General features: G+C 58.6%; 17 protein-coding genes. 9 read left to right on the top strand and 8 right to left on the bottom strand.

Going from position 1 to position 15,488, the window contains the following annotated elements:
* Positions 1-15 precede the first annotated feature (15 nt).
* The 4 genes from pstB (at position 16) to ACMDB8_RS27410 (ending at position 3,832) form a co-directional block, all read left to right on the top strand.
* A complete protein-coding gene (gene pstB / locus ACMDB8_RS27425) occupies positions 16-849 on the top strand; it encodes a phosphate ABC transporter ATP-binding protein PstB (RefSeq protein WP_007971742.1) in 834 nt (277 codons plus the stop codon).
* 109 nt (positions 850-958) lie between these two features.
* Positions 959-1,720, top strand: a complete 762-nt coding sequence (phoU, locus tag ACMDB8_RS27420) for a phosphate signaling complex protein PhoU (RefSeq protein WP_007992846.1) — start codon at positions 959-961, stop codon at positions 1,718-1,720.
* Between the two features lie 168 nt (positions 1,721-1,888).
* Positions 1,889-2,791: a response regulator gene (locus tag ACMDB8_RS27415; RefSeq protein ID WP_056726835.1), complete on the top strand. Its 903-nt coding sequence runs from the start codon at positions 1,889-1,891 to the stop codon at positions 2,789-2,791.
* A 144-nt stretch (positions 2,792-2,935) separates the two neighbouring features.
* Entirely contained in the window at positions 2,936-3,832 is an 897-nt protein-coding gene (locus ACMDB8_RS27410) for a peptidoglycan DD-metalloendopeptidase family protein (RefSeq protein WP_223542659.1), read from the top strand.
* A 33-nt stretch (positions 3,833-3,865) separates the two neighbouring features.
* Here the strand turns inward: ACMDB8_RS27410 and ACMDB8_RS27405 are convergent, their stop codons facing one another.
* From ACMDB8_RS27405 to phoB, 3 genes are all read right to left on the bottom strand, one after another.
* The gene (locus ACMDB8_RS27405) at positions 3,866-5,206 is read right to left on the bottom strand and encodes a hemolysin family protein (RefSeq protein WP_007975205.1); all 1,341 of its coding nucleotides are present in this window, start codon (positions 5,204-5,206) and stop codon (positions 3,866-3,868) included.
* Between the two features lie 124 nt (positions 5,207-5,330).
* A complete protein-coding gene (gene phoR / locus ACMDB8_RS27400; protein WP_236709708.1) occupies positions 5,331-6,617 on the bottom strand; it encodes a phosphate regulon sensor histidine kinase PhoR in 1,287 nt (428 codons plus the stop codon).
* A 75-nt stretch (positions 6,618-6,692) separates the two neighbouring features.
* Positions 6,693-7,382, bottom strand: a complete 690-nt coding sequence (gene phoB, locus ACMDB8_RS27395; RefSeq protein WP_003229608.1) for a phosphate regulon transcriptional regulator PhoB — start codon at positions 7,380-7,382, stop codon at positions 6,693-6,695.
* Between the two features lie 153 nt (positions 7,383-7,535).
* Here phoB and ACMDB8_RS27390 point away from each other — a divergent pair, with 153 nt between their 5' ends.
* Positions 7,536-7,919 (top strand): COG4315 family predicted lipoprotein, encoded by a 384-nt coding sequence (locus ACMDB8_RS27390; RefSeq protein ID WP_223542658.1) that lies wholly within the window; start codon positions 7,536-7,538, stop codon positions 7,917-7,919.
* A 60-nt stretch (positions 7,920-7,979) separates the two neighbouring features.
* On the opposite strand, the gene ubiA is transcribed toward ACMDB8_RS27390, so the two are convergent.
* Together ubiA and ACMDB8_RS27380 are read right to left on the bottom strand one after the other, a co-directional pair.
* Positions 7,980-8,870, bottom strand: coding sequence for a 4-hydroxybenzoate octaprenyltransferase (gene ubiA / locus ACMDB8_RS27385; RefSeq protein ID WP_409078193.1), 891 nt, complete (start codon positions 8,868-8,870; stop codon positions 7,980-7,982).
* Entirely contained in the window at positions 8,870-9,433 is a 564-nt protein-coding gene (locus tag ACMDB8_RS27380; RefSeq protein WP_056726840.1) for a chorismate--pyruvate lyase family protein, read from the bottom strand. The genes ubiA and ACMDB8_RS27380 overlap by 1 nt, the downstream gene beginning before the upstream one ends.
* A 199-nt stretch (positions 9,434-9,632) precedes the next feature.
* Here ACMDB8_RS27380 and ACMDB8_RS27375 point away from each other — a divergent pair, with 199 nt between their 5' ends.
* The 3 genes from ACMDB8_RS27375 (at position 9,633) to ACMDB8_RS27365 (ending at position 11,439) form a co-directional block, all read left to right on the top strand.
* A complete protein-coding gene (locus ACMDB8_RS27375) occupies positions 9,633-9,803 on the top strand; it encodes a rubredoxin (protein WP_007995385.1) in 171 nt (56 codons plus the stop codon).
* Between the two features lie 18 nt (positions 9,804-9,821).
* Positions 9,822-10,970, top strand: a complete 1,149-nt coding sequence (locus tag ACMDB8_RS27370) for an NAD(P)/FAD-dependent oxidoreductase (protein ID WP_008045504.1) — start codon at positions 9,822-9,824, stop codon at positions 10,968-10,970.
* Between the two features lie 193 nt (positions 10,971-11,163).
* On the top strand, positions 11,164-11,439 hold the full coding sequence (locus tag ACMDB8_RS27365) for an HU family DNA-binding protein (RefSeq protein WP_003195589.1): 276 nt from the start codon (positions 11,164-11,166) through the stop codon (positions 11,437-11,439).
* A gap of 86 nt (positions 11,440-11,525) precedes the next feature.
* On the opposite strand, the gene ACMDB8_RS27360 is transcribed toward ACMDB8_RS27365, so the two are convergent.
* The 3 genes from ACMDB8_RS27360 to ACMDB8_RS27350 form a co-directional block, all read right to left on the bottom strand.
* The gene (locus ACMDB8_RS27360; RefSeq protein WP_223542656.1) at positions 11,526-12,017 is read right to left on the bottom strand and encodes a hypothetical protein; all 492 of its coding nucleotides are present in this window, start codon (positions 12,015-12,017) and stop codon (positions 11,526-11,528) included.
* Positions 12,018-12,429: 412 nt separating this feature from the next.
* The gene (locus tag ACMDB8_RS27355) at positions 12,430-13,851 is read right to left on the bottom strand and encodes a PAAR domain-containing protein (protein ID WP_056726841.1); all 1,422 of its coding nucleotides are present in this window, start codon (positions 13,849-13,851) and stop codon (positions 12,430-12,432) included.
* A 272-nt stretch (positions 13,852-14,123) separates the two neighbouring features.
* The gene (locus tag ACMDB8_RS27350) at positions 14,124-14,519 is read right to left on the bottom strand and encodes a DUF6124 family protein (protein WP_056726842.1); all 396 of its coding nucleotides are present in this window, start codon (positions 14,517-14,519) and stop codon (positions 14,124-14,126) included.
* Positions 14,520-15,082: 563 nt separating this feature from the next.
* Here ACMDB8_RS27350 and ACMDB8_RS27345 point away from each other — a divergent pair.
* Entirely contained in the window at positions 15,083-15,466 is a 384-nt protein-coding gene (locus tag ACMDB8_RS27345) for a hypothetical protein (RefSeq protein ID WP_008018281.1), read from the top strand.
* The last annotated feature ends 22 nt before the right edge of the window (positions 15,467-15,488 follow it).

Raw genomic sequence — 15,488 nt, 5'->3', positions numbered from 1 at the left:
CACAGGGAGCCTCCCATGCAGCACGAAGCACATACCCACGGCATCAACATGTCGGCCCTGGGTCGCGACAAACAGAGCCTGAACCTCGAGCAGGAAACCGTAGCTATCGAAGTACCGGGCCTGAGCCTGTTCTACGGCGAAAAACAAGCGCTGTACGACGTCAGCATGAACATCCCGAAACAGCGCGTGACCGCTTTCATCGGTCCGTCCGGCTGTGGCAAGTCCACGCTGCTGCGTACCTTCAACCGGATGAACGACCTGGTTGACGGCTGCCGCGTTGAAGGCGAGATCAACCTGTACGGCAACAACATCTACCGCAAGGGCGAGGACGTGGCCGAGCTGCGTCGTCGCGTCGGCATGGTGTTCCAGAAGCCCAACCCGTTCCCGAAAACCATCTACGAAAACGTGGTCTACGGCCTGCGCATCCAGGGCATCAACAAGAAGCGCGTGCTCGACGAAGCCGTTGAGTGGGCGTTGAAAGGCGCGGCGCTGTGGGACGAGGTCAAGGACCGTCTGCACGAGTCGGCACTGGGCCTGTCCGGTGGTCAGCAGCAGCGTCTGGTGATCGCTCGCACCATCGCCGTTGAGCCGGAAGTGCTGCTGCTCGACGAACCGTGCTCGGCACTCGACCCGATCTCCACGCTGAAAGTCGAAGAGCTGATCTACGAACTGAAATCCAAGTTCACCATCGTCATCGTGACCCACAACATGCAACAGGCGGCGCGGGTGTCCGACTACACCGCGTTCATGTACATGGGCAAGCTGGTCGAGTTTGGCGACACCGATACCCTGTTCACCAATCCGGCGAAGAAGCAGACCGAAGACTACATCACCGGTCGCTACGGCTAGCGGCAGCCACGAGCCGCGAACTTCAAGCGGCAAGTCAGGGCGGTTCGGGTACAACACATCAGCTTGCAGCTTGTAGCTTGCAGCTCACAGCTTTTGCGGAGCAGACAACATGATTTCTAAGGAAGGCCTTACACACCACATCTCCCAGCAGTTCAACGCCGAACTGGAGGAAGTGCGCAGCCACCTCCTGGCCATGGGCGGGCTGGTCGAGAAGCAGGTCAACGACGCGGTGACCGCGCTGATCGAGGCCGACTCCGGCCTGGCCCAGCAAGTGCGCGAGATCGATGACCAGATCAACCAGATGGAACGCAACATCGACGAGGAATGCCTGCGCATTCTGGCCCGTCGCCAGCCGGCGGCTTCCGACCTGCGCCTGATCATCAGCATTTCCAAGTCGGTGATCGACCTGGAGCGCATCGGTGACGAAGCGACCAAGATCGCCCGTCGCGCGATCCAGCTGTGCGAAGAAGGCGAAGCGCCGCGCGGATACGTGGAAGTGCGCCACATCGGTGACCAGGTGCGCAACATGGTGCGCGACGCACTGGACGCCTTTGCCCGTTTCGACGCCGAGCTGGCGTTGTCGGTGGCGCAGTACGACAAGATCATCGACCGCGAATACAAGACCGCCTTGCGTGAGCTGGCCACTTACATGATGGAAGATCCGCGTTCCATTTCGCGGGTTCTGAGCATTATCTGGGTGCTGCGTTCGCTGGAACGTATCGGCGACCACGCGCGTAATATCTCCGAGCTGGTGATCTACCTGGTACGCGGCACCGACGTGCGGCACCTGGGTCTCAAGCGCATGAAGGAAGAAGTCGAAGGAACCAGCGGCGAAACAGCTAATGTTCCGGGCAAAACTGACGATAAGTAAGGTTGCCCAAGTAAAGCGCCCGGCCTTTTGGCCGGGCGTTTTTGTTTGCGGCTTACGAATTCGAAAGGCAGCACCCGCGAACGAAAAGTCCGGCGTGACTGAAGGTTTTTTGGCAATGTGCCATCAGCAAGGCGGTATGCTGGCCGGGATTTTTTAAAGGGGTTTTGGATGAGTAAGGTCAGTGTGTTGGTCGTGGACGACGCGTCGTTCATTCGTGACCTGGTGAAAAAGTGCCTGCGCAATTATTTCCCGGGCATGCGGATCGAAGATGCGATCAACGGCAGAAAGGCCCAGGCCATGCTGGCCAAGGAAGCCTTCGACCTAGTCCTGTGCGACTGGGAAATGCCGGAAATGTCCGGCCTGGAACTGCTGACCTGGTGCCGCGAGCAAGACAACCTCAGAGCCATGCCTTTCGTGATGGTGACCAGCCGTGGCGACAAAGAGAACGTTGTCCAGGCGATTCAGGCCGGGGTATCCGGCTACGTCAGCAAACCGTTCACCAACGAGCAACTGATCACCAAGGTCAAGCAGGCGCTGCACAAGGTCGGCAAACTCGACGCCTTGATCAACGTCGCCGCGACCAAAACCAGCCCTGCCTTCGCTAACGACTCCCTCGCTGCCCTGACCGGTGGCAAGGCCCCCGTCGCCACGCCAACGGCCGCACCCGCACCGTCCAAAGGCTTGCTCAACAGCCCGCCGATCAAGGCGCCAGCAGCCTCTTCGGCACCCGCCAGTGGCCGTGGCCAGGGTCAACTGCGGTTGCCCAACGGTATCCAGCAATGCGTGATCAAGGCCCTGAGCCTCAAGGAAGCGCTGCTGGTGGTGAAGCGCTCCGAGATCCTGCCGCAGATCCTCGACAGCGCCGTGCTGGACCTGGAGCAGGGCGACAATGCCGAAATCGCCCGCCTCAACGGCTATCTGCACGCCGTCGTGGCCCACGAACCGAAGCCCGACAGTGACTGGCTGCAACTGACCTTCCGCTTTGTCGACCAGGATGCGCAGAAGCTCGATTACATCTCGCGCCTGATTGCGCGGGGTACGGCGCAGAAGCACTTCATTCCTGGTGCTTGATCCAGCGTCGTCTGCGAGTTCGAAGGGTCCATTGGCCTTGCCGAAAGTCTTCTGAACGGCCCATTTTGAAACATCTGCCGACTACCCGGGTCCATTGCAGCTGCTAGGCTCAATCCCAGATCTCACTCGACAGAATTCTTGCTCATGTTCTCGCGCCTGCTGCTTATATGTGGCCTGTTCATGGTCGCCAACTCGGCCATGGCCATGACCATCTACAAATCCAAAGATGCCTATGGTGTGGTTTCCTACAGCGACCGCCCTAGCAAAGGCGCCCATGTGTTCGTTTTTCGCGATGGCATGGTCGAGCACCTTGAGCGCCAGGTGCGCCTTATCATCATGAAGAAGAATGGCGTGCACAGCGTGTACGTGCGCAATGACCTGTATGCGCCGGTCGAAGTCGAATTGAGCTTTGCAGGGGTGAAGAACGCCAGCGGTGTGCCGGGCGGGACGATTCGGCGGGTGATCCCGCTACGCAGCAGCGTTCGCCTGGCGCAGTTCACGGCGACTAAAGGTGGGAAGCCCATCGCGTACGTCCCGAAGTTCAACTACTCCCTGGGCGACCCCTCAGGGCCCATGGTTGGCTATCGGTACCCGTTGCCCTGGCGTGGCGGACCGTTCCGGATAAGCCAGGGCGCCAATGGCCCCTACAGCCACTTCGGGCCCAAGAGCCGATACGCCATGGATATCGCGATGCCTGAGGGCACGCCGATCATTGCCGCGCGAGGCGGTGTGGTAGTGAAAACCGAGAACAGACAGAGTGGGCGCGGCACCGACGCATCCGGCAATTTCGTGCGGGTGCTGCACGATGACGGGACCATGGGCGTTTATCTGCACCTGAAGAAAGGCTCGGTCTGCGTTCGGGAAGGTCAGCGGGTAACGGTAGGGAGTGCGCTGGCGTTGTCCGGCAACACCGGCAACAGCACCGGGCCGCATTTGCACTTCGTGGTGCAGCGCAATACCGGGCTGGGGCTGGTCTCGATTCCGTATCAGTTCAACCAGCCGGTAGGCGCACTGCCCAACTTTGCGTTGGGCAAGCAGTAAAGCCTTGGGATCAATGCGGTTTAACGAATCGCATCAATCCAGCATCAACACCTTGGCCAGAACGATCTTCGGCCCTTTCATCTTCTTGATGATGATCCGCAGGCCTTCGACTTCCAGCACTTCTTCCTCTTCGGGTACGCGCTTGAGGCTCTCGTAGACCAGTCCGGCAAGGGTTTCGGCTTCGACGTGGTCGAGGTCGATACCCAGCAGTCGCTCAACCTTGAACAGCGGCGTATCGCCCCGCACCAACAGCTTGCCCGGCTGATACGCGAGGATCCCGCGTTCGGCCTTGCGGTGTTCGTCCTGGATGTCGCCCACCAGCACTTCCAGCACGTCTTCCATGGTCAGGTAGCCGATGATGTTGCCGTCGGCCTCTTCGACCACGGCGAAGTGCGAGCCGCCCTTGCGGAACTGTTCCAGCAACTGCGACAGCGGCATGTGCCGCGACACCCGCTCCAGTGGGCGGGTCAGTTCGGCCAGGTTGAACGACTCGGGAATGTGGTCCAGTGCCGCCAGTTCCAGCAGCAGATCCTTGATGTGCAGCAGGCCGACGAACTCCTGGCGCTCGCTGTCGTACACCGGGTAACGGCTGAACTTGTGGCGACGGAACATCGCCAGGATCTGCTTGAGCGGCGCGTTGAACTCCAGGGTCACCAGGTCTTCGCGGGAATTGGCCCAGTCGACCACTTCCAGTTCACCCATTTCCACCGCCGAGGCCAGGACGCGCATGCCTTGGTCGCTCGGGTCCTGGCCACGGCTGGAGTGCAGGATCAGTTTCAGTTCTTCACGGCTGTAGTGATGCTCGTGATGCGGGCCGGGCTCACCTTGCCCCGCAATGCGCAGGATGGTGTTGGCGCTGGCGTTGAGCAGGTAGATGGCCGGGTACATGGCCCAATAGAACAGGTACAGCGGCACGGCGGTCCACAGCGACAGCAACTCGGGTTTGCGGATGGCCCAGGATTTGGGGGCCAGTTCGCCGACCACGATGTGCAGGTACGAAATGATGAAGAAGGCGGTGAAGAACGAGATGCCTTTGACCACTTCGGCCGACTCGACGCCGACTGCGCTCAACACCGGCTCAAGAATGTGGGCAAACGCGGGTTCACCGACCCAACCCAGGCCCAGGGAGGCGAGGGTGATACCCAATTGGCAAGCCGACAGGTAAGCATCGAGTTGACTGTGCACGGTGCGCAGGATGTGCCCGCGCCAGCCGTTTTTGTCAGCGATGGCCTCGACCCGGGTCGAGCGCAATTTGACCATGGCAAATTCCGCCGCAACGAAAAATCCGTTGAGCAAAACCAGGATCAGAGCAAAAAGAATCATGCCGAAGTCGGCGAAAATGGTAGCGAGGGTCAAGCCAGGGGAAGGGTCCATGATGGAGTTTTGCGGGTTCCGTATATTCGAGAGGGAAGTAAAAAACCGCGCCTGAAAGGCAGGCACAAGTCAGCCAATGTAGCGGCTGACCGGCTAGTTGCCTAGTGGCGCGTGCTGGCCGGTATCAGTCAGTGGTGCTGATAACCCGTGATTTGGTGACTTGAGCCGGGGCAAAGTGGCAGGTAAAGGTACTGCCGTGGCCCGGTACGCTGCTGATTTCCATCCGTGCCCGATGTCGTAACAAGACGTGTTTGACGATCGCCAGTCCCAGGCCGGTGCCCCCGGTGTTGGAGTTGCGGCTGGAGTCGACGCGATAGAAGCGTTCGGTCAGGCGCGGCAGGTGTTTGGCATCGATGCCGATCCCGGAATCCTGCACGCTCAGGTGCGCCCCCTGGTCATCGCCCCACCAGCGAATGCGGATATTGCCTTCGGCCGGGGTGTATTTCACCGCGTTGAACACCAGGTTGGAAAACGCGCTGCGCAACTCCGCTTCGCTGCCCTTGAGCAGAATCGTCGGGTCGGCTTCCAGGATGATTTTCTGGTTTTTCTGGCCGGACAACTGCTGCGCATCGCTCTTGATCGATTGCAGCAAGCCGTCGATCGGCACCGGCTGGTTGTCCGACGGATAATCGGTGGCTTCCAGCTTGGCCAGCAACAACAGGTCGTTGAGCAAGGTCTGCATGCGTCCGCCTTGTTGCTGCATCTGCTGCAAGGCGCGGCCCCAGCGCGGGTTCACCTCGTCGACGTTGTCGAGCAAGGTTTCCAGGTAACCGCAGATCACCGTCAACGGTGTGCGCAGTTCATGGGAAACGTTGGCGATGAAGTCTTTGCGCATTTGCTCAAGCTGATGGATGCGCGTGACATCGCGCACCAGCATCAAGTGTTCGTTATTGCCGTAGCGGGTGATGTACAGCTGAATGCGCACGCGGTCGTTGGTCGGCGAGGGGATTTCCAGTGGCTCGGCATAACTGTCTTGCTCGAAGTATTCCTTGAAGCGCGGATGGCGCACCAGGTTGGTCACCGGTTGGCCACTGTCCTGTGGCGTCTTGAGGCCCAGCAGGGTTTCGGCGGCGCGGTTCCACCATTCCAGGTTGCCGTCGGTATCGAGCATGATCACCGCATCCTTGAGCGCGGCGGTGGATTCCTGAACCCGGTCGATCACCGCTTGCAGGCGTCCGCGTACCCGTTGGTCGCGGCGTTGCAGGTGGTAGATGCTGTCGAACACCTCGCCCCACAGGCCGTAGCCGTCGGGTGGCGCTTCATCGGGTTTGTGCAGGCGCAGCCACTCGTGCAGACGCAGCAATTGCTTGAGGGTCCAGGCCAGGTAAAGACCCAGGCCTGCAGCGAGGCTCCAGCCGTAATAGCCGGTGATCAGGCCGATCACCAGGCAGGCGGTGACCAGCAGCAGCATGTGGCGAATCAGGGTGCCATGCCAGTTTTGGTTCACGAAAAAAATACGTCCTTGAAAGTGGAACCGCTGCGATCATCAGGCCTTGGTTGAGAACCGGTAGCCAGTGCCGCGCACGGTTTGTACCAGATTTTCGTAAGCATCGCCGAGGGCTTTGCGCAGGCGTCGAATGTGCACGTCGACCGTACGCTCTTCGACGTAGACGTTGCCGCCCCAGACCTGATCCAGCAACTGGCCACGCGTGTAGGCGCGCTCCTGGTGGGTCATGAAGAATTGCAGCAGGCGGTATTCAGTCGGTCCCATCTCGGCAGGACGGCCGTCGATGGTCACGCGGTGGCTGATCGGGTCCAGCAGCAGACCGCCGACTTCGATTGGCGCCTCGCCATCAGTCGGGCCGGCACGGCGCAGCACGGCCTTCAGGCGCGCTACCAGCTCACGGGGGGAAAACGGCTTGGTGATGTAGTCGTCGGCGCCGACTTCCAGGCCCTGGATCTTGTTGTCCTCTTCACCCTTGGCGGTGAGCATGATGATCGGGATGTCCCCGGTCAGTTCATCACGCTTGAGGCGACGGGCCAGTTCGATGCCGGACGTGCCGGGCAGCATCCAGTCGAGCAGGATCAGGTCCGGTTTGCGGTCGACGATAATGGCGTGGGCCTGCTGGGAGTTTTCAGCCTCCAGGCAGTCATAGCCGGCCATTTCCAATGCAACGGCGATCATTTCGCGAATAGGCGCTTCGTCGTCGACGATCAGAATGCTCCTGCCAACCATGCCCTTATTCCTCTTGTCATTTAACTGTCTTGCGCCGCATTAGATAACGGAATTATTGCAGTCGTGTGACAGTATTTTAGTCGGTCGGCGATTGGCTGGATCCTGGGCTAAGCTTTAAGTCCGAATCCTGACAACCACAAAGGAAGGCTTCAAATGAATCTACACTCGCAATCCCTCAAGGCCCTGCTGCTGGCCGCTGCCCTGGCATTGCCTTCGATGGCCTTCGCCGCCGAACCGGGCATGATGAAAGACGGCATGATGACTGACCACAAAGGGATGACCCTGTACACCTTCGACAAGGACGCGGACGGCAAGTCGATGTGCAACGGCGACTGCGCCAAATACTGGCCGCCAATGATGGCGCCGGCGGGTGCCAAGGCCGAAGGTAAATGGACAGTCGTCAAGCGTGACGATGGCAAGATGCAATGGGCTTATGACGGCAAGCCGCTGTACTACTACGAGGACGACAAAAAACCTGGAGACATGACGGGTGACAAGAAAAAAGACGTCTGGCATGTCGTTCGCGAGCATATGTAACAACGCAAAAAGATCGCAGCCTTCGGTAGGAGCTGCCGCAGGCTGCGATCTTTTCAAAGGTCAACGCAGCGCGTAGTCCAGCACAATCCCGACGAAAATCGCCAACCCCGCCCAGTGATTGTGCAAAAACGCCTTGAAACAGCGCATCCGGTCCTTGCCTCGGGTGTACCAGAACTCCCACGCAAAGCAGCCCGCCGCCACCAGTAATCCGAGGTGGAACCAGCCGCCAAGGTCGAACTTCGACCCCGCCAGCAACAGGCAGCCCAACGCCAGCCCTTGCAGGGTCAGGATGATCGCCCGGTCCGCGTCGCCGAACAGGATCGCCGTGGATTTCACGCCGATCTTCAGGTCGTCATCTCGGTCGGTCATCGCGTAGTACGTGTCGTAACCCACGGTCCACATCAGGTTGGCGATCCATAGCAACCACGCGACGGCCGGCAATTCACCGGTTTCTGCGGTGAACGCCATCGGCATCCCCCACGAAAATGCGGCGCCCAGCACCACTTGCGGGTAATAGGTGTAGCGCTTCATGAACGGGTAACTGAACGCCAGCGCCAGGCCGCCCAACGACAGCCAAATGGTCGCGGCATTGGTGCACAGCACCAGCAGGAAGCTCGCGCCCATCAGCAATGCGAAGAACACCAGCGCCTCTTTGGAGCTGATCTTGCCGCTCACCAGCGGCCGCTGCTCGGTACGCTTCACATGGCCATCGACCTTGCGGTCCGCCCAGTCGTTGATCACACAGCCACCGGCGCGGGTCAGCACCACGCCGAGGACGAAAATCACAATGTTGGCCAGGGACGGCGACCCCTTGCCGGCAATCCACAGCGCCCACAGCGTTGGCCAGAGCAGCAGGTAAATGCCGATCGGCTTGTCCATGCGGGTCAGCTGAATGAAATCCCAGGCCCGAGGATTCAAGCGGTTCAAGGACTTGAGCAGGCTTTGGTACATCAACGGTTCTCCGATCGGGCGCAGGCGGCGTCCCACAGGGAAGGCAGGAAAATTTCGGCCACCAAAACGCTCAAGGCACCGCGGTCGAAGCGCGAGCGGCGGCCCCACAGCCCAGGGGATTGCACCTCGGCGGGCAACCACGATTGCGGATAATGGCAAACCTCGATGGCCCGGCGCTGAAAAGCCTGATCGCAAAACAGCAATTCGCCCAGCGAGCGGCTGCCCAGTTCGTCCATGTGCAAGCCGTCGCCTTGCAATGCACTGCGTGAGGCTACGCTGCGCGCAAACACCCACGCCTGGCCATGACCGCGCAAATACACCTCGCGCACCCAACCCTCACTGCCATCGGCCAGGTCCAGCGCTGTGCACTCGTCGGCACGCAGGGGTTGCCAGCCTTCGAACATCGGCGAGACGCTGAACGCATCATTCGACAGATGAATCAGGCGTCGAGTCAGTGAGCCTTCGTCGAACAGCCAGTCGAGAGTGGAGGCATCGGGGAGTGGCGCCAGTTCGCTGCGCGAGAGCCAGAGAGGAGCTGGAGAGGGGGATTCTGTGTGATGCACAATGAGTCATTATTGGCAGCAAATGAGGCGGCGAGCTTAACATGTCAGCTGCCGATATCGATTGAATTGGCCTGCCGTTGCGCCGAACAGGCTTGCATCCGGCGGCTCCGATCAGTACAAAACGCGCTGAGTTGGACGGCAGTGCTGCAACCATCGACCGTCCGGCCGGCAAAACGCCTGAACCTTGAGGAAGTACCTGATGAAAAAGTGGCAATGTATCGTCTGCGGCCTGATCTACAACGAAGCCGACGGTTGGCCGGATGACGGCATTGCGCCGGGCACCCGTTGGGAAGACGTCCCGGCAGACTGGCTGTGCCCGGACTGCGGTGTGGGCAAAATGGATTTTGAAATGATCGAAATCGCTGCCTGAATAATTGAGGAGTAAGGAATGAACGCACCTGTCGTAATCATTGGCACCGGCCTGGCGGGCTACAACGTGGCCCGCGAGTTTCGCAAACTCGATAGCGAAACCCCGCTGCTGCTGATTACCGCCGATGACGGGCGCTCCTACTCCAAGCCGATGCTCTCCACCGGCTTCGGCAAAAACAAGGATGCCGACGGCCTGAGCATGGCCGAACCCGGCGCCATGGCCGAGCAGCTCAAGGCCGAAATACGCACCCACACGCGCATCAGCGGTATCGACCCGGGCCACAAACGCCTGTGGATCGGTGAAGAAGCGGTGATCTACCGCGACCTGATCCTGGCCTGGGGCGCCGAAACCGTGCGCGTGCCCATTGAGGGTGATGCGGCGGATTGCGTATTCCCGATCAACGACCTGGAAGACTACGCACGCTTCCGTGCGGCGGCGGCCGGCAAGCGCCGCGTGCTGCTGCTCGGCGCCGGCCTGATCGGCTGCGAATTCGCCAACGACCTGACCCTGGGCGGCTACGAAGTACAGCTGGTTGCGCCGTGCGAACAAGTCATGCCGACCCTGCTGCACCCGGCGGCGGCCGCTGCGGTGCAGGCTGGCCTCGAAAGTCTCGGCGCGCGTTTCCACCTCGGCCCCGTGCTCAATCGCCTGCAACGCGTGGCTGACGGCCTGGAAGCGCACCTGTCCGATGGCCAGGTGATCCCGTGCGACGTGGTGGTCTCGGCCATTGGCCTGCGCCCGCGCGTCGACCTGGCGGCTGCGGCCGGTTTGCAGGTCAACCGCGGCATCATGGTCGATCGGCACTTGAAGACCTCTCATGCCAACATCTACGCCTTGGGCGACTGCGCCGAGGTCGACGGGCTGAACCTGCTGTACGTGATGCCCCTGATGAGCTGTGCGAGGGCGCTGGCGCAAACCCTGGCCGGCAACCCGACCGCCGTCACCTATGGCCCGATGCCGATCACCGTCAAAACTCCGGTCTGCCCGCTGGTGGTGTCCCCGCCGCCACGGGGCGCAGAGGGCATCTGGACAGTCGAAGGGCAGGGCGCCGACATCAAGGTTTTGTGTCGCGATGCCGCGGGCAAGCTGCTCGGTTACGCCCTCACCGGTGCCGCCGTGATGGAAAAACTGGCCCTGAACAAAGAGCTTCCGGCCCTGTTGGCATAAATAGCGGTCGTTCTGTCGGAATCACCCCCCTTTTGCCCCAACAATGGCCGCGCCGATACTGGCGCGGGGCCTCACTGCGTGCCATCCTCACTCCCGTCTGCCGCAGAGTAGAGCACCTGCGGCGCTTTTGGCGCTGCTCCGCGAGAGCAGCACGGACATAACAACAACAAACCGTCAAAGGGGCTTCACTCACATGCGTAAACCAGACCTCGCCGCAGCCATTGCTGAAAAAGCAGACCTCACCAAAGAACAAGCCAACCGCGTTCTCAACGCCGTTCTTGAAGAAATCACCGGTGCCCTGCACCGCAAAGACAGCGTGACGCTGGTGGGTTTCGGCACCTTCCTGCAACGCCATCGCGGTGCCCGCACCGGCAAAAACCCGCAAACCGGTGAACCCGTCAAAATCAAGGCCAGCAACACCGTTGCGTTCAAGCCAGGCAAATCGTTGAAAGACAGCGTTAATCCGTAATCCGTTTTCACCTCCCGCGCAGCGGGGGAGTGGAATAAAAAATGGGCACGCCAACCAGGGTTGGGTGCCCATTTTTTTGTGGAGGGTTAATTGAGGATCCCTGACTGCCCTATTGCGACAAGCAGTACCATCGCACCTACAAGCCCAATAAAACTCCATTGCAGCATTACAAGGTGTCGCTTAAGTGGGAGGGGGAAGCTGTCTATGTCCTCAGAATTGGCTAGACCTCGTTTAAGGAAAAACCCCGGGAATGTAAGAATGCTAGAAATGTTTCCTACCAGCGGTAACCTGCCATAGATAGTTGTGCGCTTATATATTCCGAAAGTCAGTAGAGACGAGCTGTTTTTGAAGTGTGACGACATCAAGTCACCCTTGGTATAACTCAGATACAAAGCTGTTCCAATGCAGATGAATTGACAAATAATAACCACGCCGCCCAAGCTGCCGATGATCATTTTAGCGGTAGTCATTTCATGGTCTCTCGATGCCCCTCCACCGACGGCAATCTTTAGCGAGCCGCCGTATTTGAAGTATTTAGCAGCCTTTGCCACACCTTCAAGGTGTGGCAAAGGCTGCATCTGTCCCGCTATGTCATCGCGCCGTGATCAGGCTATTTGAGCACTCCTGATTTCAATAACGTTATTAGTAATGCCAAAACTGCGAATGACCCGATAACACTCCATTGCAACGCGACTAGCTTCCGTCTCAGTGGGTGGGGGAAAAATTCAAAGTCCTCAATGCTGAGGATTCCATGTTTGATGTAAAAACTGGGAAAAGTAAGAACCATACAAGCGCTACCCACAAGCTGCAGCTTGCCCCAAGGGCCTGTATGTATACGTACGGTGTTAGTAATGGATGAAGAGCTGTTCTTGAAATGCTCTAGCAACAACTCTCTCTTCGTATAGCCAAAGTACAATGCGACGACATTGCCGATCATCAGAGTGGCGATCGGAATGCCACACAAGCTGCCAGCAACCATTTCCGCGGTAGTCATTTCGTATTCTCGTAAACGACTTCGGCGATCTCCTCACCACCAATTTCTCCCAATTTTCCACCCGCATAGGTGCCTGCACCCACCGCAACGATACTGCACGCAAGCATTGAAAATCCGCCTGTTGGAACTCCCATTGCCACGCAAAGTCCGCCGATTGCTGAAGCGGTTAACATCCTGCCTGCAGCCATGCCTCCAGCCACTCCACCGGTAAAACTCCCAGACTCTGTTAGCCGGATTCGTTCACATGCCTCGGTACTTCCTGCAGCGCAAACATCTTGAACCTTCCTGGCAGATGCTCCTCCGCCGACGGCAGTAACCAGCCAACCACCGTACTGAACGTATTTTGAAGCCTTTGCCACACCTTCAAGATGGGTGGCATAGCCCGGTATTTGCCCCGCAGGACTGGCATTGGTCCAGTGGTGGACCAGGCTTTGGCTGGAGATGCCCAACATTTTTTTCAAATTGATGTGGTTTGGGAATCCAATTCCCTTGCGGGTCAGTGCCGTCATATGGCTGTTCAGTTGTGCGAGCAGACGCTGGCGCTCTGCAAAGAACGCTGGCGAGCGCAGGTGCCCGTCTCTTTGAAGCGTATTTTGTTGCAACGCTTCAATATCCCTCAAAGCATTGCCGACGTTATCCAGATTATTCTTGAAAATGCTCGCGCCGACTCCAATAGCGCCGGAGCCATAGGTCAAGAAGTTCTGGATGACATCCCGGTGCTGCACCATGAAATCCGCTTCTTCCGGGCTGAGCGTTTCAAGCACCCGATTGGTCTTGGCCGCCACGTCCATGAGCAGGGCTTCTTCACGGGTGCACTGGTAGTTGCTGGGGTCGCTCAGCACGATCATCGAGCCGGCTTTGACGTCGCTCAAGTTGGGATTGAGCAGTTTGAATTTGCCCATCACCGCCGGGTCGCGCAGGGTGAACAACGAGGCCTCAAGCTGTTCGCGGGTGGTGCTTTTGGGCACGATGTAGAAGCCCGGCTCCGGCGCATCGCGGCCAGTGAGCTGTGGTGGAGATGGGGCGTTTGTCATTGACGTAAAACCAGATGGGCGCGGTGCAATCGGACTTCTGGTGGTTGTCGACGATGGTATGGCCGAGGCCGATTGAGCGGTTGCCCTGGCTGCTTTCGGTGCAGGAGGTTCATTGACATAACTGCCCTCGAAATTCGAGGGAATCAGTTGGGCTTCACAGGGGCAGCCGCTGAAACTATCCAGCGTGCCAGCAACACGTCGACCCTCGCTTAGGACGTGAGAAACGCCGCCGATGATCCGGTAACTCTTCTTGTCTTTTCCGCAACTGACCAGATCACCCTCACGAGCATGGATGAGACCGAAACTGAAAGTGTGGTCCCCCTCCAGAACGGTACCGCCGCAGGTAGTTTTGTCGCCTAGCCCAATGTAAAACCCGGTAGCCATGTCTTGATGTCCCTTTCCACTGGCGTCCCAACCCTTGGGAAACGCGCCATCGTTAACAATGAGTGACTCCGGCTCGGGAACGAGTCGGGCTAGCGCAAAGTACGTGACCAGAGAGGTAATTCAAGACAACACAGGGAGAGCAGGAAGCTTCCTACGCAGATTTGGGAAAGGGAGAAGTGAGTGGGAGTTGGCTTTTAAGGGCGGCAGCAGCGACTTGCCTTAAAACCCCGATGGTGACGGCTCCGATCGGGGGCGTTTTCCTGCTTGGCGAGTTAGCAGGTTCGGCTTAATTTCTTCGTGAGAATCGCCGTCATTTCCGGTTCTTCCAGATGATCCAGCGCTTGCTCTACCAGCAAATGCGCCCCCTCAGCCACGCGACTGATCGCCAGGGCTACTGAGCGGCGCGAGCCGTCTACATCATCGGCCAGGTCAGCGGCGATGGCGCTGATGGACAGCAGATCTTCCGAGGCGTTGGCCAGCAGTGCTTCGGTATTGATGTCAGGACAGACGCTGAAGAGTTGGCCGTTGCGTTTTGGTTGTTTCTGTTCGGTTTGGGTTGCATGGTGATCGGGGGCGCGTTCTACCGCTTGATTGAGCTCTTTGGTATTAAGGGCTTCGTAGGAGGGAGGGGCTTCGTTTACTGGGGGATTCGGTGTTGGCTTAATCATTGGAATCGTACCGATTTGAGGGCTAACACCATTTCGCTTGCACTTCGAAAGAGGTGGCAGCTGTGTATAGGTGTGCAAGACCGGAATCGGTAAACCGGTAGATCGGAAGATCTCCCACACACAGCTGCCATAATGATCCGCGAGCATAAAAAAACGCTCTGGGAATAGCCATTACCGATTGTGTGCCGATTCCGGACTTGCACGTCCGAGTCACCGATTTTGCGGTGACTTAAAGAGGTTATCGGTGCCGACCAAAATCGCCTAGTTCGCGCATGGCCCGGCGTTTTGAAGGAAATGTCCGAGAAGTCTGCGGGGTGCAAGATCAAAAGATCGCAGCCTTCGGCAGCTCCTACAGGAATGTGTTTCTGCCGTTGTAGGAGTGCCAGGGAAGGCATTCCTACGCATGAGTGTGGAACGATCAGTGAGACAGTATGAAAGCGTGACTTAGCGGTCATCATGCGAGAAATATGGCTTATCTTCTTCTAACGCATCTGAAAGGTGGTGTTCTGTTGTTAAGCCGTTAAACTGCCCCAGCCGTTCATTTTTCTCTTGAGGCTGTGCGCATGAAATTTCGTTTTCTGCTGTGGATGCTGGGTTTGTTGATGGGTAAGGCCAGCCGGACCAATCCGGCGTTTCAGCAGCAGTTGGGTGACAAGGATCTGGTGTTTCAGCTGCAGACCCTGGACGGGAAAGTGGCGCGGCATTTCCGCGTGAAGGACCAGCGCATCACCAGCCAATCGGGTGTGCATGCCGAGCCTGCGTTTGCGATTGCCTTTAAAGACGCCGCGTACGGCTTTGCCACGATGCAGGCGAAGAACAAGCAGCTGGCGTTCATGACGGGGATTCAGGACAAGTCGATTCAGATCAAGGGCAACCCGGCGCTGGTGATCTGGTTCCAGGGGCTGACCAAGTATTTGAAGCCGAAGAAGGCCAAGCCCAAGGCTTGAGGTCTTTCAGGTAGACCGAGTG

It is taken from the genome of Pseudomonas monachiensis, from assembly GCF_047345015.1.
GTDB classification, from domain to species: Bacteria; Pseudomonadota; Gammaproteobacteria; order Pseudomonadales; family Pseudomonadaceae; genus Aquipseudomonas; species Aquipseudomonas monachiensis.
Note: the sequence above shows the minus strand (reverse complement) of the source record. Positions and strands in the feature narration are given on the sequence as shown.

Bases quoted from the DNA above. Each gene is read 5' to 3' on its own strand.
- ACMDB8_RS27410 (WP_223542659.1), top strand. From the start codon at position 2,936: ATGTTCTCGCGCCTGCTGCTTATATGTGGCCTGTTCATGGTCGCCAAC.
- ACMDB8_RS27350 (WP_056726842.1), bottom strand. From the start codon at position 14,519: ATGATTAAGCCAACACCGAATCCCCCAGTAAACGAAGCCCCTCCCTCC.
- ACMDB8_RS27355 (WP_056726841.1), bottom strand. From the start codon at position 13,851: ATGGCTACCGGGTTTTACATTGGGCTAGGCGACAAAACTACCTGCGGC.
- pstB (WP_007971742.1), top strand. From the start codon at position 16: ATGCAGCACGAAGCACATACCCACGGCATCAACATGTCGGCCCTGGGT.
- ACMDB8_RS27370 (WP_008045504.1), top strand. From the start codon at position 9,822: ATGAACGCACCTGTCGTAATCATTGGCACCGGCCTGGCGGGCTACAAC.
- phoB (WP_003229608.1), bottom strand. From the start codon at position 7,382: ATGGTTGGCAGGAGCATTCTGATCGTCGACGACGAAGCGCCTATTCGC.
- ACMDB8_RS27365 (WP_003195589.1), top strand. From the start codon at position 11,164: ATGCGTAAACCAGACCTCGCCGCAGCCATTGCTGAAAAAGCAGACCTC.
- ACMDB8_RS27405 (WP_007975205.1), bottom strand. From the start codon at position 5,206: ATGGACCCTTCCCCTGGCTTGACCCTCGCTACCATTTTCGCCGACTTC.
- ubiA (WP_409078193.1), bottom strand. From the start codon at position 8,870: ATGTACCAAAGCCTGCTCAAGTCCTTGAACCGCTTGAATCCTCGGGCC.
- ACMDB8_RS27375 (WP_007995385.1), top strand. From the start codon at position 9,633: ATGAAAAAGTGGCAATGTATCGTCTGCGGCCTGATCTACAACGAAGCC.
- phoU (WP_007992846.1), top strand. From the start codon at position 959: ATGATTTCTAAGGAAGGCCTTACACACCACATCTCCCAGCAGTTCAAC.
- ACMDB8_RS27360 (WP_223542656.1), bottom strand. From the start codon at position 12,017: ATGCAGCCTTTGCCACACCTTGAAGGTGTGGCAAAGGCTGCTAAATAC.
- ACMDB8_RS27415 (WP_056726835.1), top strand. From the start codon at position 1,889: ATGAGTAAGGTCAGTGTGTTGGTCGTGGACGACGCGTCGTTCATTCGT.
- ACMDB8_RS27390 (WP_223542658.1), top strand. From the start codon at position 7,536: ATGAATCTACACTCGCAATCCCTCAAGGCCCTGCTGCTGGCCGCTGCC.
- ACMDB8_RS27345 (WP_008018281.1), top strand. From the start codon at position 15,083: ATGAAATTTCGTTTTCTGCTGTGGATGCTGGGTTTGTTGATGGGTAAG.
- phoR (WP_236709708.1), bottom strand. From the start codon at position 6,617: ATGCTGCTGCTGGTCACCGCCTGCCTGGTGATCGGCCTGATCACCGGC.